This is a genomic window from Terriglobales bacterium, assembly GCA_035764005.1.
Lineage (GTDB): Bacteria > Acidobacteriota > Terriglobia > Terriglobales > Acidobacteriaceae > Gp1-AA112.
In genome coordinates, this window is sequence record DASTZZ010000124.1 from 15,303 (window position 1) to 31,314 (window position 16,012).

Here is a 16,012-nt window from a genome sequence, read left to right on the forward strand (position 1 = left end):
GTTATGCTTCTGCAACTATGGAACGTCGCGACCTGCTCAAGTTGTCTCCCTTAGCTCTTGCTGCCACCGTAGGCCATGTCTCACTCGCCGACGCGCAGAGCGTATCGCCGTCAGCACAACCGATTTACAACGTCCGGAGCTTCCGCGCTACGGGCGATGGCAAGACGGTCGATAGTCCGGCCATCAACAAAGCCATCGAGGAGGTTGCCGCGGCGGGTGGGGGCACATTGGTGTTTCCTGCCGGCACGTACATGTGCTTCACGATTCGGCTCAAATCGCATGTCGACCTGTACCTATCGCATGGCTGCACCATCCTCGCGGCCGATTCTCCCAAACCTGGCGAGACGTCTGGCTATAACGGCGGCGCGTACGACGCAGCTGAGCCCAACGATCCCTGGACTCCTTACCAGGACTATGGCCACAACCATTGGCGCAACTCTCTGTTCCACGCGGAAAACGAGCACGATTTCGCCGTATTCGGGCCCGGTCTCATCTTCGGCAAGGGGCTTTCATTCGGCTCGCGCGGCGCACGCGGAGACTATCAATCGTTCGTCGCCGAACAACCTGGTGTTGGCAACAAAACGTTCGGACTGAAGAACTGTCACAACGTCCTGCTGCGCGACTTCAGCGTGCTGAAAGGTGGACACTTCGCGCTCCTTGCCACCGGGGTAGATAACCTCACGATTGACAATTTGCTGGTCGATACCGATCGCGACGGGCTCGACATCGACTGCTGCCGCAACGTTCGCGTTTCCAACTGCACGATCAACTCGCCCTGGGACGATGCGATTTGCCCGAAGTCCAGCTACGCACTCGGATACGCGCGTTCAACAGATAACGTGACGATCGCGAACAACTACGTGACTGGCTGTTACGAACTGGGCAGCGTCATCGATGGAACGTGGAAGAAATTCCCAGATGACGCACGTGTCTCCCGCAATGGCCGTATCAAATGCGGGACGGAATCGAACGGCGGTTTCCGGAACATCACAATTACAGGAAATGTGATCGAAGGATGCAAGGGCATTTCGCTCGAAAGCTCGGATGGAGCCTACCTCGAAGATATTGCCGTCACCGGAAACACCATGCGGGACATCGTCGATGCGCCGCTCTTTCTTAGGCTGAACCGGCGCAACCGCAATCCCAAGGAGACCCTCCGCACGGGTACGCTGCGGCGCGTGCTGATCGCGAATCTTGTCAGCTACAATTCAGCGTCATCGACCTCGTCGCTGTTTTCAGGAATAGCTTCCAACCTCATCGAAGACGTGAAGCTTTCCAATTGCTACTTCGACCATCGCGCAATGCCCAGCACGGTGCGCGTGAACCGGGAAGAGTCGAAGCCGATGCCGGATTGGCATACTATTCAGGTCCCGGAGTTAGAAGACGCGTACCCCGAACTGCTCCGATTTGGTCCCACGCCGTCGAATGGCTTTTTCATCCGCCACCTGCGCAATCTGGAGATGTCGCATGTGGAGGTCGCGCCCTCCGGCCCCGATCCCCGGCCGGCGTTCTGGCTCGAGGATGTCCACCGGGCTGACTTCTTCGCCATAACAGCGCCACGGCAGGAGAACTTCTCGCTTCACAACGTGTCGGATTTTCGTTTGCTCTGGTCGCGTGCGGCTAAAGACGCGACGTTCGCGGCCGCCGGCGATCATCTCCTGTAGCAGCGGCGCCGGTCATATCAGGACCGAGAGCATTGCGAGGAGTTGCGCAACCGCTAGACGAACAGCGCTACAGCATTTTCGGAGTTAGTGTGATCTGTGTTGGTGTTGTGGCACGAGTTCTACTGGACTCATGATGGTTCTTTCGCCGACGCTTTCAGCCACTGTCATCCTGAAACGCTTCTTTTGCGTGAAGGATCTCCCGGAATGTGTCGGACTGAATTGCGCTTTCCTGGCTCTCGGCCAATGAAGACAAAGGTTTTCTGGTGAGAGCCAAGCCACAGCATTTCAGCCTGAAGCGCACGTGACTATTCTTGCCATCATCCTTGCCGAGCTCGTACAGAAATAGCACGGGTCAAAAAACGAAACGCGCGCCAAGCTGCAGCTTGCGGGGAGAGTTTGCCTGCGACGAGAACACTCCAAAGCTGGCGTTGTCGATGTTTGTTCCCGGAGCTGCGAAGTGATGTTCATTGGAGACGTTGAAGGCATCCGCCTGGAACATTAGCTTCATTTGCTCCCGAATTGGGAACTCCCGGCGAAGACTCAGATCGAGATCTTTGTTGTAGGGTACACGGAGACCGTAGGGAGCTGTGCGCGGAACGTTTCCCGCCGTGAACTGCGCCGGATCTACGAAAGCTGCTTTGTTGAGATAAACGGTTTTGGCAACGTTCGCTCCACCGCTGCCAATCGGAGTGTTCTGCCAAACGCTGCCAGAAAAACTCGGATTGTAATTGGGATAGCAAACGGCATCGATAATTCCCCCGCCGGTGCAGGTACCGGTTATCGTTAGTGGTGCGCCAGTGGCAACGGTGAATATGCCTGAGATCTGCCAGCCACCTGCAACTCCGTTCAGAACCGGATTATCGAAACTCCAGTGCCGCCCTTTGCCGAAAGGTAGCTGGTATAGAAAAGTAGAGTTGAGCACATGCGTATGGTCAATCGTTCCTACACTTCTCTCCAGGTCATTCCGGAGCGGAATACGCACATTCGCCAGATCATCCATTTCCTTACTCCACACATAGTTCACCATCGCGCTCAAGCCCGCGGATATGCGCCGGTTCAGTGACGTTTGCATCGCGTGGTAGTTCGAGTTCCCGACGTCGAGCCAGGGATTGCTCAGACCTGCATATTGAGGAAACGGCCGGAGCGATTGCGCCAGCGTTCCGGTGAAGCCGGGGAATGGTACGGCAACTTCCGGAAACTTAGCCTGAGCCTGAGTTAGTACAGAGTTATTTACCGTACCGTTTGCAGAAACCAAGGTCTGGGAAAGCAGAGCTCCCAAGGGGAGATACTTCAGAGGAATCTGATTTGTGAACTGATTGGCTACGGTTGCGCCTGGCAGCCAATGGCCTTCGTTCCCGACGTAGGCAACGCTCACCGTAGTGTTCTTGCCAAATGAATGTTGGACATTCAAAGTCCAATTTTCGTAATAGGGAGGCTTGCCGCCATTTTCCGGATCGCCATAAACCAAAGTTTGTGCGGTGCCTGGGCCTGCCCACGGATCACTGGCTGCCTGCGCCACCGACGTCTGAACGAAGCCGGTACCGAAGCTCGGGTTAAAGAATGGGGGCTGTATCGGGTTGCCGGGATAGCCGTTGTCCCAGAAATAGATGGGACTTCCAGTGGCGGTCTGGCTCAGGCTGCCGTTGCTGTTGAACCCAATCTGGCTTAATCCTTGCCTTCCATTCACACGCCCACCCACACCACCGGCGTGAGCGTAGGCAATGCCAAACGACGCTCGAATAGCAGTGTTGTCCCCAACGCGATACGCGAGGCCCACGCGTGGACCGAGGTTCACATTGTGCTGCTTGACGGGAGTACTGCAGTTACATCCATCGGTTCCGGAACCTGCGAACTGAAGGGCACCTGCTCTTCCTCCTGCGAGCGGATTGGCAAGAGTCGGATTAAAGAAGGACATGTAGTTGTTCGTTTCCGTGAACGGACCCCAGATGTCCCAGCGCAGGCCAAGATTAAGAGTCAGGCGTGGGCTTACCTGATAATCGTCCTGTGCCCAGAAGGCGTAATCTTTGTAGCGTCCTCCGGTTTCCCTCACGCTGAATATCGGTATTGCGCTTGCATCTACAGCTCCTAACAGGAAACTGGCGTATGGATTTCCTGTGGATGTATCAATCGTTCCATTCGATTTAAAGTTCGCGGTCTCGTTGGTTGCGAAGGTAAAGCTGCCTTCGGGAGCAAACGTCTCGTTGTCCTGCAGGGCCTGCCACTGAAATCCGAAGGTGAAGTTGTGCCTGCCGGTGCTCCACAGCAGATTTTCCTGAGCGGTAAATGTGGTCTGCGCTTCGTTGAAGGTATGAGAGTTTGTCCCGGCCCAACTGATGGGGGGATTATTCGCAGTACCGAAATTGATATCGGGAAAACCTACACCCGCGGGGTAGCCAGTGAAGCCAGCCTTCGATAAATAGTTGCCGCTGGCCGAAAGGCTCGTGAGCGGAATCCACAGACGGCTCATTCCCAAACTGGCCTCATTAATAAGATGGGAACTCAGCGTATAGGTGTGCTTCACCTGCGCAAGGGTGGCGTACTCAAGTACATTTCTCGCCTGAGTATAGGGCGGCGGCAGGGTAGAGGTAGTACCTACAGTGAGACTTCCGGTAAGTGGATTAGCATAGTCTCCGCGGGAAAAGAGTCCGAAGATCTTTTGTTTGTCGGACAAATTGACGTCTACTTTGGCGACGCCGCTGTTGTTAGTTACACGGTCCGGCAGAGTGGCGAGATAGTTGTTCGTAATTCCACCATTGGCGAAATTGGTGGGCAGATACGATTGCAGCGACTGCGAAACCTTGGATATCCGGGCCGGATCGATCACATTCAGTCTGCCTTGGAAGGAGAACTGCTGCCGCGTGCAGACGCCGTTGTTGCAGGTTGTGGTGGCCGGATCGAAAATCGGCTGCGGGAAAGCGCTGAAATCCCCCAAGCGTTCGGCAGCGGTCGGAATGGTCTGTAGGGCCGGCTGCGTTGCCGACGAAAAACGATACGCATCGTAGTTCGCGAAGAAAAAAATCTTGTTCCTTTTGATCGGGCCGCCCAGACTCGCTCCAAACTCATTCTGATGCTCAGGCGGACGGATAGCGGAGAAGTATGGTTTGGCGTCGAAAACTGTGTTGCGGAGGTACTCATAAACCGCGCCATGGAACGAATTCGTACCTGACCGGATGACGTAATTCGAAAGTCCCTGCCCTTCGTTCATGGCCTTAGAGCCGGTAGTCTCGACTTGGAACTGGTCCACCGCCTCAACCGAGACGCCGAACGCCAGGTTACGCGTGTCGCTCTCAGTTCCGGCGCTGGTCAGCGGAATGCCTTCGACATAAGTTTCATTCTGGAACGGTTGTCCACCGCTAAACGATCCAGTCGAAGGACCGGCAGCCTGAGTTGAGTAGTTTTGAACTCCCAAGGCGAGACCTACAAAGGCCGATGGATCTCGTGCGGATTTATTCATCGAGAGCGGAAGGGCATCATAGACCTCATTCTCCATTGTGGTGCCAAGAGCAACATCATTGGTCTGGAGCATGGCGGATTCGCCGCTGACGGTGACAGTGTCAGCGACTGCTCCAACCTGCAGAACAGGGTCTACCGAGACCACCTCGAGCGCATTCACCACTATGTGCGTCTGGCTGAAGCCTTGAAACCCATTGGCCTTCACCGTAACGGTGTATACGCCAGCGGGTAAGAGCGGAAGCACAAAGGTGCCGGCTGCAGTTGTCTGGCGCGTGATCTGAACTCCCGTCGCGTCGTTCGTCGCGGTAACGGTCGCGCCAGTGACTACGGCTCGGGAGGAATCCATCACCGTGCCCTGGATCGAACCTGTTCCTCCAACTTGAGCGAATGCCGACGCAAAGAAAATTGCCAGTCCTCCGCAAAGTGTGAGATAGCGCATACACTGCTCCTTCCTTATCTCCGTCAGCTGCAGCCGCCCATTTCGGAAATTGTCGCGTGTAGCTGTAGTCGGGTTCCGTGGCGCAAGTCAAGAAAGTACTGATGGGAAGCAAATGGTTTCTCAATGCGAAACCACCTTCAAAACCCAGGAGGCACATACGACGGAGTGAGAGCGGGTTTTTGCGGAACTATCCGTCATGCGGCCTTTGAAAGCAGTTGTGCATAGCGAAACAAAAAAAATCAGCAATGCCTCGTTTCCCACAAGACAATACTGTCCCTCGACCTGAGCGATTGCCCAGGCGGTAATCGCGCTGGGCGCGCGACTATGCGCCTCTGTCGTACGTTTCAGGTGTTTCAACCTTGGGTTCGGTTCGCCCGCTGAATGAGGAAGTTAAGGAGATGAAATTTGAAGCCTAAAACAAGACGTGATTTCCTCAAACAGACAGCTCTCGTTGTGGGAGCGATTCATGCAGACGCATTCAGTAGCTCGAAAGAATTGGACCTTCTGGCTGCATCTACGCCTGTCGAGGTACACACGGCGACTCCCGAAGAGGGAACTGACATTCGCCTCTCGTGGGTCGGCGAAAAGCCCCCATCACATGCGGCAGGGATTAGTTTCGGTGTGCCTTGGCCTCAAGGCGCAGTGCGGTCCGTATCCGCGTTTCGCCTTCGTACTGCCGGCGGGGAACTACCACTCCAGAGTTGGCCGCTTGCCTACTGGCCTGATGGATCATTGAAGTGGAGCGGATTCGCAACCGTCGTGCCGGCAGGCCTGAGCGAGGCTGCCATTCTTTCGCGCGATTCGTCCTCGGCAAAAGGAAGCGTATCCGTGAAAAAGAATGGCGCCACTGTGGTGGTGAATACGGGCCCGATGAGTTGCTCTATTCCTTCTTCCGGAACCAGTCTGTTCGATTCGATCATGCTCGGGAACAAGCAGATTGCTGGATCCGCGCAGTTGGCGTGCATCCTGCAAAACGGACCGCAAAATCTGCCCGAGGACTCGCCTGCCCGGGAGCGGTTTGTCAGCGAGGTAAAAAGCGTCATCGTGGAGCAGTCTGGGCCGGTTCGGGCGGTGATCAAGATCGAGGGTGTTCATCGCGGCGAGCGCTCCAAACGCGGATGGCTGCCGTTCACCATCAGGCTTTACTTCTATACCGGTCTGAGTTCGTTGCGGCTTGTTCACACGATCCTTTTCGATGGTGATCAGGAGAAGGACTTCATACGCGGATTGGGACTCCAAGTTGAAGTACCGATGCGGGACGATCCGAAAAACCGCAGTGTGCGCTTCGCAGGCGAGGAGAACGGTCTATGGTCCGAACCGCTCCAGCCTGGTGGTGGAAATGTCGCGCAGGAATCAGGTCAGCCTTTCGCCGGAAATCCTGTCTTCGATAAAAATGCGATTTGGGATGATTTCAGACTGGCGCAGCCAACGCCGCACGGCTTCACCATCGTCAAGCGTACAAATCCCAACAGCACATGGCTATTCTCTGCGGCAGGAAAGAGGTCGCAAGGTCTGGCTTCACTCAGCGACCTAAGTGGCGGGCTGGCGGTTGGGATAAAAAACTTCTGGCAGTCTTACCCCGCAGGACTGGAGGTGCAAGGAGCCAGTGGCACGGGCCCGAAGCTCGTTGCCTGGTTGTGGTCACCCGATGGTCCTGAGATGGATATGCGCTTCTATGATTCCCACGGCCATGGCCTCGATGCCGCATACGAGGACGTTCAGCCCGGATTGAGCACCGCATACGGAGTCGCGCGAACCAGTGAATTGACGTTGTACGCCCTCGACGGCTGGCCGCAGCGAAACGATTCCGTGATCATGGCGCAGGAAGCAAACCAATTACCGCTGCTGGCGTGCTCCCCCGAGTACATACATTCCACCGGCGTGTTCGGAGTGTGGAGTTTGCCCGATCGATCCACCGCATTTAAGAAGTCCATCGAGGACGGACTCGATTCCGTGCTCGCGTATTACCAACGACAAGTCGATGAACGCTCATGGTACGGCTTCTGGCAGTACGGTGACTTCATGCACTCGTATTCGGCGCCACGCCATCAATGGCACTACGACTGGGGTGGTCACGCCTGGGACAATACGGAACTCGCGGTCCCATTATGGCTATGGGAGAGTTATCTGCGTACCGGCTGTTCTGCCCTCTTCCGCTTCGCTGCCGACTACACCCGCAACACCAGCGAGACAGACGTGTACCACCTGGGTCCGATGCGCGGCCTGGGCTCGCGTCACAATGTCGTGAAATGGGGAGATGGAGCTAAGGAAGTTCGCATCAGTCAGGCTGCGCACTGGCGGCCATTCTATTACCTCACTACAGATGAACGCACAGGCGATCTAATGCGCGAAGCTGCGGAGTGGGCAGGAGTATCAATCGCGAACTTCGATCCGATGCGCGAGGCGGCGCCCGCCACTCCGGGTGAGCCCAAGGTCCGCATCCGCGTCGGACCTGATTGGTTTGCCATGGCCGGGAACTGGATGACTGAGTGGGAGCGTACCAATGATGTGCGTTGGCGCGATCACATTCTTGCCGGAGTCGATTCGATCCGGGCAATGAAATTCGGCTTGGAAACGGGCAAACCGACCGAGAAAGCAACGGCTGAGGCCGCGATTGTCGGCTATGACAATGCAACCGGAAAACTCTCACCGATTCCCGATATGAAAACAGGACAGTATGGAGTGGCCAACTACAACTTAGCCACCATCCAGGGAGGCGCGCATGTGATGTTCGAACTTGTTCCACTCCTGGGGCGAGAGGACTTCGCTAAGGAGTGGCTGCGGTTATGCCGGTTGGCGGTAGCTCCACCGGAGGTCTGGATCAGAGACAAGACCACCAACAGCGAAGGAATCGACGCGCAATACGTTGCTCCGGGGCAGGGTGGCGCAAGGCTGGCAGCATGGGCTTATTCCAAAACCGGCAACAAGGCTTTTGGGCAAAAGGCGCTCGAGATGTTATTGCAGCAACGTGCAGGCTTCGCAACTGTCCGGAACGTCGCCGGGCCAGACACTCTAAGTCCGATCGAGGAGGACCCGCGCATTTCGACCAACGAAGCCTCGCAAACCGGTCTGACTTGCATCGAGGTGCTCGAGTTGTGCAAGGATATTCTGCCCGCCGAAGCTGCCGTGTGGCACATCCGCGAATTTCGCAGGCGACCAGCGGCGCCGAGTCGGTAGTTGGGAATTTCATCCGGCGTAAGAGCTGCTATCGTACGAAAAAAGTGAACATGGCGACAGGCTCATTATCTCCTCAGTCGGAGAAACTCGGGGAGCGACAGAACTTTGCGGCACGGCTGCGAGGTTTTGGGCCAGTGGGCATGCTGGCGATTGCCATCATCCTGGCCGGAGCAATGATCAATTCGCTGGTTGCCGCGGCGTTGGTCATTTTGTGGGTTGTGCTCTCGAAGACGCCATGGCCTGAGGTCGGCTATGTGCGACCTGAGAACTATGTCGTTACGATCGCAGGTGGCGTGGCATTCGGCGCAGCCTTGAAGCTGTTGTTGAAGGCAGTAGTCATGCCGCTGTTGGGTGCCGATCCCATCAATCGCGCCTATCACTTCCTGGCGCACAATTCTGCGGCGCTTCCCGGATTTCTAGTCCTGGTCGTGGTCGGCGCAGGGTGGGGAGAAGAAACTTTCTGGCGCGGCTACTTATTCGAACGCTTGGGGCATAGGTTCGGTTCCAGTCCAGCGACAAAAACGATAGTTGTATTGGTGACCTCAGTGCTGTTCGGAATGGCTCATTATCAAGTGCAGGGACGCGATGGAGTCGTGCAGGCGATCATTACTGGTCTGACCTTTGGTTCCATCTTTGCTTGCACGGGCAGGTTGATGTTCGTGATGATCGCGCATGCCGCATTCGATGTGGCGGCGGTGCTGATTATCTACTTCGACATCGAGACGCGCATCGCGCATTTGGTGTTTCGATAACGTTTGCTGGCACTGAGCAGTGCCAGCCGCCAGGGTGCTATGTCGATGACTGATGCAATCAAAAAACCACACCGGAGGCGCAGCTCTCCCATGCGGATTCCGTCTTTTCGTTCCATAGGCGTCATTCATTCCACGCTGAAACAACGCAAGAACGCTCCGCGCCAGGGCGCTGAAGGCGCGCCCGACGCGTGGCTGGAGGTGCATGCGTTCGCTGCTCCTGCGCTGGAAGGTCTAGCTGTAGGCGATGCGGTGGTCGTTCTTACCTGGCTTCACCAATCGCGACGCGAGACTCTGAAAGTTCATCCGCGAGGCAACAAGCAGAATCCGCTTACCGGCGTTTTCGCCACGCGCTCTCCGGACCGCCCGAATCCCATCGGTCTGCATCAGGTGACGGTGCGGCGAATCGAGGGAAGCCGCCTGCTGGTCGGACCAATCGAAGCCATCGACGGCACCCCAGTCGTCGATATCAAGCCCTTACTGTGCCCGGGGCAGGATTCTTGAGCAGCTAAGTTATGTCGAGAAACCTCTGCGTAGCTCGAAGGAGAAGGATTGGACTCTGACCGAGATTCCAGGAAGAAAACTCGCTTCGTGCAATCTCTACTAGCCATCTCGCTTGCGCTGATGCTCACATCTTTCGCGTTGGCGCAAAATGCCGTTGATCTCAAGCCTTCGCCGCAGCAAGTCGAATGGCAGGATCTTGAATTCGGTGTGCTGATCCATTTTGGAACCAACACTTATCTCGATCGCGAGTGGGGAGACGGCACCGCCGGCCCGCAGGTCTTCAATCCGACACAGCTCGACGCGGAACAATGGTTGCAGGCGGCCAAAGCTGCGGGCGCTAAGTATGTGGTGCTGGTGGCCAAACATCACGACGGCTTCTGCCTGTGGCCCAGCAAACAAACAACCTACAGCGTAAAAAGCAGCCCATGGGAGAGCGGCAAGGGCGACGTAGTGAAGCGTGTCTCCGACGCGGCGCACAAGCTGGGCATGAAGTTCGGCGTCTATCTCTCTCCCTGGGACCGCCACGAGCCGCGCTATAAAAATTCCGCCGAATACGATGACTATTACGCAGCGCAGCTCGACGAACTCACCTCGCACTATGGCGATCTGGTGGAATTCTGGCTTGATGGCGCCGGCAGCGCCGGACACGTTTACAACTTTCCACGCATTATCGAAACATTACGCATCAAGCAGCCCAACACGCTGGTGTTCGCCGATGCCGCGCTGTTCGAGTACGGCGACATCCGTTGGGCCGGCAATGAAGACGGCACCATTCCGTACGAAAACTGGAACGTGCTTGACCGTCACGGATACTTGCGCTGGCGTCCAGTCGAGGCGGATACGCCACTGCACAAGCAGCACTGGTTCTGGCATCCCAATGACGAAGGCACGCTGAAATCGGTCGATGAATTGATTTCGATTTATGAGAACACCGTCGGACGCGGCGGCCAGCTCATGCTCGGACTTGCACCTGATCGGCGCGGCCTGGTGCCCGACGCCGACGTCAAGCGACTCGAAGAATTCGGAGCGGCAATCCGGAAGCGGTACGCGACGAATCTGATTGCAAAAGAGCACGTTCCCAATTCGGTATCCGAAGCCGCGTTCGATAACGATCCTGATACCTTCTGGTCCGCTCCCACCGGCTCACACCATGCAATTCTCGAAGCCACTCTCCACAAGCCGATCACCTTCGATCACACGCTGACAATGGAGTGGCTGAACGATGGGCAGCACGTCGATCATTACAGGATCGAGATTTGGGACGGCAAGAACTGGAAATCAGTCGCGGAAGGTCACGCACTTGGACACAAAAAGATCGACAGCTTTCCGCCCGTGACCGCGGCTCGCATACGGCTGAATATCCTCTCCAGTTCTGCGGAGGCACACATTCGGGAGTTTCAAGCTTTCCGCACTAGCCAATGATGTGTATCCGTGCGCCAACAACCCTGAGGGAGGCTTCTAGTGCGCAATACTCCGGGCGTTCACTTCTTTCTACGCGAGTCTTTATCCGCCGATGAGTGTGCGCGAAGAAAAGCCGTGTAGCCGGCTTCGTCGAGTTTGCCGCTCGCCAGTTCGATGACTGCGCGCGCCGCGTCTTCTTCGCTTGCGGTGAAGCGATAGCCGTTCAGTTCAAGAAAAAGGATTCCCGTAACAAAACCCGTGCGCTTGTTACCGTCAATGAATGGATGGTTTCGCAAGAGCCCAGCGGTGTAAATCGCGGCCAGCGCGATTACGTCGAGAGATTTGCCGTACGCAAAATGCTGTTGCGGTCTTGCCAATGCCGACTGCAGCAAAGAACGATCACGCACTCCCGCTGCTCCGCCATGCAGGCCAAGGAGGCGATCGTGCAGCGTCAAGGCGTCATGCTCGTCGATCCACAGCGGTTCCTTCACTTGGCGAGCACGTGTAGCGTGTTGCGATATCGGCGCATGATCTCATCGGCCTTCCGCATCTTTTTCGCGAATGTCGGGTCGTAGGGCGTAAGCCGATATTCGCCCTCTGGAGCCTCGACCAGAAACAACGGCTCACCATCGCCTGTGCCGAGACGGCTGATTACCTCCCTTGGCAAAACCACTCCAAGCGAGTTTCCAAATTTTCGGACTTTGAGCTCGACCATAGGCTACCTTCAGCTACGTTATTACAATTGTAATAACTCAAAAGCTCATTGGCAACCGGAATGTCTGCTCTCAGACTCATAGTTGCTCTCGTTGGCTGTCTTCTCGCGGATCAAATTACTCACTATGAGTTTGTGCACCCGACTCGCGCCTTAAATTTCTTGCTCGGTTTGGCGAGCAACCTGTGGTATGTTCGCTTTGCCGCCACTTCCATTCGCTCTCGAAGCGAAATTCCCCGGCCCCTTTGGAGGTGGTGCATTGAATACAGAAGCGCAGCAGCCCGAATTTCCCTACAACGTAAGAATCGAGACCTCGTCCGGCCAGTCAGCCAGTGTTCCCATCGCGTTCCTCACGCGGCAGCAAGTTGAAAACTTTGTTCAGTTCGACTTCAAGCGACTGGTGGAGGAGGCTGGGATCAAAGGCGCTCGTATTCACGTAGAACGCGCCACTACGGCCGACTATGACAAGGTCCTGGGCGATGTCGCGGCCTGCCTGAAGACCGCAAGCAGCAAAGTCGCATAAATCAACTATCCAATCAGGTGCGCCGCTCGTTGTGTGGTACGAGGAGCGGCGCACTCCATCATCGGGGTAGTCGTCCTTCGCCATCCAGTTTCCGCAATCGCTTGTGATTTATCGCTCTGCTGTGAGTAATCCAGCATTCCGCAGGATTCGGCGGACCTTCTTGGGCGAGACCGACAACTTCTTTGCTACACGCAGTACTTTCCGCCCTTCGCGTGCCCACACTTTTGGAATCACAATCTCGGCGAATTCCTCTGTGACCTGCTGGAAGGTCTTGTCCCCTAGCATTCCTTCCGACCAGGTGCGCAGCGTGTCATCGATCTTCGATATACGCAGAATTCGCGCTTTCAGCATTGCCATTTCTTCCCAGAGATGATCGCGGTCCTCGCTGCCGATCAGCGCGGAGGCAAGCTCGACATATTTTTTCGCCTCTTCCCAATCTTGGAAAAAGTCGTTCGCTGCTGCGCTGCCGCGCGCGAGGTAGGCTCCGGCTTTGAGACGCCGATTTTCTGTTTGCGTCGCAAGTGCAATGGCCTCCTCGGCGTATTGACGTGCAAGATTGGCATGAAGCGCCAAATCGGAATCTTCGGTTTCATCCTCCACGCGGGCGTTTTCTGCAGCCGACTGCAGCACGCGAGCGCGGGCCATGAGAATGTGATCATGCTTCTGTTGCGCCAATTCGTAAGCTTTCAGCGCTTCATGCGCCGCGCGATCAATATCCCCTTGATCGAGATGTAGCTGTCCGGCGTTGACCAGCACGGTGCCCGTCCCGCCGTGGTGCTGATGATGCGCGTAGATTTCTCCAGCGCGATGAAGTTGTTCAAGAGCATCGCGACAAAGCTTGGTGTACCGAGCGTGAGCGCCGCCGCGCGATTCGCCGTCGCCTGACTTGGCTGAGCTTGCGGCGCGCGCGTCAATCTGCTTGCGAAGCTGCAGCGCGATCAAGCGCTTCACGTAGGCGGCATTGACCAATGCCCGCGCGAGATTGCGGTGGTTGGGATAACGTTGCGCGTAGACGGCTACGGCGCGATCGAAATGATGCAGCGCCTGTGCGTATTCGCCCGAGCGGCGCACGATGCGTCCACGGGCCGATTCGATGTTGCCGAGCGCCAGATAGTCATCGGTTTGCTTCAACTCAGCCTCGGCTTGGTCGAGTACACGCAGTCCCTCTTTGGGACGACCAAGCTGGAAGTCAATCCAGCCTTCCTGAATGTGAATCAGAGCGGTAAGCTTCGATTCCTTCACACGGCTAGAGAGGCGTCGAGCTTCGGCGATGTCGTGCAATGCCGCTTCGTACTCCCCTTTTTTGCGGTGCGCTCGTCCCTTCCAGAAATGGCACAGCACCATCAATCTCGGATCGTTTAGTTCGCGTTCAGCCTGCAGGACAAATTGCAGCAGGGAGATCGCGGAATCCGCGTCTTCCTTTGCAATGCAGGAAAATGCCTCGGCCATGCGCAGCAGCAAGTACTCCGCAACCGGCATCTGGCGCCGGTAGTCCATGGAGAAGCGCGCGAGCAAAGATTCTATGAGGCGATGATCCGAGTAGCCTGCATCGACCCACTCGGCCACGCAGAGCACGATGGCTGCGGCATCGGCTTCGCTCGAGTCTGCCTGTTCGACAATGGACGAGGAACTTTCGAGAAGTCGAAATCCGTCTTCAATGCGTCGCTCGCGCACAGCTCTGTTCAGATCGCGAGTCAGTTCCTCCAGGAGTCCGGCCATGCCGGAATTGTACCGCTCTCATCCATATCGGTCTATTGGGAATCTCTAGTGCACATTGCTGATGAGCTTAAGTGTAAATATAAGTCGCATATATGCAATTGTTTACGACTCTTGCATCAGCATATATAGGCCTTAAAGACACTGGTCCGAATCGGGCTACATGGATTGCTCTCTGCTCAATTCTGGCTTCTAATGAGGTGCGCTTGAGGCAGTAAGCAATCCTCGGCTGGGAGAGAACGTATGATTCGGACTCAGGAAATAAATCAAAACGGGAATGGCACACGCTGGGCGGGCATTATTCGTCCGTATTCAAATCACGACGTAGATCGCTTGCGGGGAACGGTCCGAATCGAGTACTCGCTGGCCCGGGCCGGCGCCGAAAAGCTCTGGAAACTCTTGCACGACGAGCCATATATTGCCGCTCTCGGCGCACTGACCGGAAACCAGGCTGTCGAGATGGCTGCGGCTGGTCTGAAGGCAATCTACCTTAGCGGATGGCAGGTGGCAGCAGACGCCAACCTCAGCGGGCAGATGTATCCTGACCAGAGTCTTTACCCCGCGAACAGCGTGCCCGCCGTTGTGCGCGCCATCAACAACGCTCTTGTCCGTGCGGATCAGATTGCGCACAGCGAAGGGCGCGACGGCATCGATTGGATGCTGCCCATCGTCGCCGACGCCGAAGCCGGATTCGGCGGATGTCTGAACGCGTTCGAATTGATGAAAGCCATGATCGAAGCCGGCGCGGCTGCCGTGCATTTCGAAGATCAGCTTTCTTCCGCGAAGAAGTGCGGACACCTTGGTGGGAAGGTTCTCGTTCCCACGCAGGAAGCCGTTCAGAAGCTGGTCGCAGCCCGTCTAGCAGCCGATGTTCTCGGAGTGCCGACGCTGATAGTCGCGCGCACCGATGCCAATTCGGCACAACTGCTCACCAGCGACTGCGATCCATGCGACCGTGAGTTCATCACCGGCGCGCGCACCGTGGAAGGCTTTTACTGCATGCGCGGCGGACTCGACGCCGCTATCGCGCGCGGTCTCGTCTATGCTCCCTACGCCGACTTGATCTGGTGTGAGACTTCGGAACCCAACATGAAAGAGGCGCGCCGCTTCGCCGATGCCATTCACGCCGAGTTCCCGGGCAAGCTGCTTGCGTACAACTGCTCGCCGTCATTCAATTGGAAGGCGAAGCTCTCCGAAACCGAGATCGCCGACTTCCAACGCGAGCTAGGCAAGATGGGCTACAAGTTTCAGTTCGTGACGCTCGCTGGATTCCACGCGCTGAACCTCTCCATGTTCGAGCTGGCGCGTGACTACGCGCACAGCGGAATGTCTGCCTACTCGCAGCTTCAGCAGCGCGAATTCCAAATGGGGGAGAAGCATGGCTACGGCGCGGTGAAGCATCAACGCTTTGTCGGAACCGGATACTTCGACTCCGTCGCCACTGTGATTTCCTCGGGACAGACATCGACGTGCGCTTTGGCGGGATCCACGGAAACAGAGCAGTTCGAGGCAACGCCGACCCATCGTCATGCAGGCGCGATCCGAACCAACGGTCACGTCAGGAACGGCAATGGCCACTCACACACAAATGGATCGGCGCCGAGCTTCCATGCGGAGGAAAGCTTTCCTGCAACTGAAGAGGAAGAAATCGCGTTAATGCCTTCAGGCGACTAA

At 56.4% G+C, this 16,012-nt stretch carries 11 protein-coding genes; 7 read left to right on the top strand and 4 right to left on the bottom strand.

From position 1 onward, the window contains the following. Window positions 1-17: 17 nt before the first annotated feature. Window positions 18-1,664 carry a glycoside hydrolase family 28 protein gene (locus VFU50_20415; protein ID HEU5235233.1) on the top strand — a complete coding sequence of 549 codons (1,647 nt, stop codon included), beginning with the start codon at window positions 18-20 and terminating at the stop codon, window positions 1,662-1,664. 352 nt (window positions 1,665-2,016) lie between these two features. On the opposite strand, the gene VFU50_20420 is transcribed toward VFU50_20415, so the two are convergent. Further along, window positions 2,017-5,556 (bottom strand): TonB-dependent receptor, encoded by a 3,540-nt coding sequence (locus VFU50_20420; protein HEU5235234.1) that lies wholly within the window; start codon window positions 5,554-5,556, stop codon window positions 2,017-2,019. A gap of 405 nt (window positions 5,557-5,961) precedes the next feature. Between VFU50_20420 and VFU50_20425 the strand changes: the two genes are divergently transcribed. The 4 genes from VFU50_20425 to VFU50_20440 all read left to right on the top strand — a co-directional run bounded on the left by VFU50_20425 (window position 5,962) and on the right by VFU50_20440 (window position 11,408). Continuing rightward, on the top strand, window positions 5,962-8,733 hold the full coding sequence (locus VFU50_20425) for a hypothetical protein (GenBank protein ID HEU5235235.1): 2,772 nt from the start codon (window positions 5,962-5,964) through the stop codon (window positions 8,731-8,733). Continuing rightward, complete coding sequence (locus VFU50_20430) at window positions 8,685-9,485, top strand: type II CAAX endopeptidase family protein (GenBank protein HEU5235236.1); 801 nt, start codon at window positions 8,685-8,687, stop codon at window positions 9,483-9,485. Before VFU50_20425 ends, VFU50_20430 begins: the two co-directional genes overlap by 49 nt. Before the next feature lie 90 nt (window positions 9,486-9,575). Then, the gene (gene tsaA, locus VFU50_20435) at window positions 9,576-9,986 is read left to right on the top strand and encodes a tRNA (N6-threonylcarbamoyladenosine(37)-N6)-methyltransferase TrmO (protein ID HEU5235237.1); all 411 of its coding nucleotides are present in this window, start codon (window positions 9,576-9,578) and stop codon (window positions 9,984-9,986) included. 87 nt (window positions 9,987-10,073) lie between these two features. Beyond that, on the top strand, window positions 10,074-11,408 hold the full coding sequence (locus VFU50_20440; GenBank protein HEU5235238.1) for an alpha-L-fucosidase: 1,335 nt from the start codon (window positions 10,074-10,076) through the stop codon (window positions 11,406-11,408). A 59-nt stretch (window positions 11,409-11,467) separates the two neighbouring features. Here VFU50_20440 and VFU50_20445 read toward each other — a convergent pair whose 3' ends face one another. Further along, window positions 11,468-11,878, bottom strand: a complete 411-nt coding sequence (locus VFU50_20445) for a type II toxin-antitoxin system death-on-curing family toxin (protein HEU5235239.1) — start codon at window positions 11,876-11,878, stop codon at window positions 11,468-11,470. After that, complete coding sequence (locus tag VFU50_20450; protein HEU5235240.1) at window positions 11,875-12,102, bottom strand: AbrB/MazE/SpoVT family DNA-binding domain-containing protein; 228 nt, start codon at window positions 12,100-12,102, stop codon at window positions 11,875-11,877. Before VFU50_20450 ends, VFU50_20445 begins: the two co-directional genes overlap by 4 nt. A 256-nt stretch (window positions 12,103-12,358) precedes the next feature. On the opposite strand from VFU50_20450, the gene VFU50_20455 reads away from it, so the two are divergent. Continuing rightward, window positions 12,359-12,622: a hypothetical protein gene (locus tag VFU50_20455; GenBank protein ID HEU5235241.1), complete on the top strand. Its 264-nt coding sequence runs from the start codon at window positions 12,359-12,361 to the stop codon at window positions 12,620-12,622. 108 nt (window positions 12,623-12,730) lie between these two features. On the opposite strand, the gene VFU50_20460 is transcribed toward VFU50_20455, so the two are convergent. Further along, complete coding sequence (locus VFU50_20460; protein ID HEU5235242.1) at window positions 12,731-14,341, bottom strand: hypothetical protein; 1,611 nt, start codon at window positions 14,339-14,341, stop codon at window positions 12,731-12,733. A gap of 240 nt (window positions 14,342-14,581) precedes the next feature. On the opposite strand from VFU50_20460, the gene aceA reads away from it, so the two are divergent. Next, entirely contained in the window at window positions 14,582-16,012 is a 1,431-nt protein-coding gene (aceA, locus tag VFU50_20465; GenBank protein ID HEU5235243.1) for an isocitrate lyase, read from the top strand.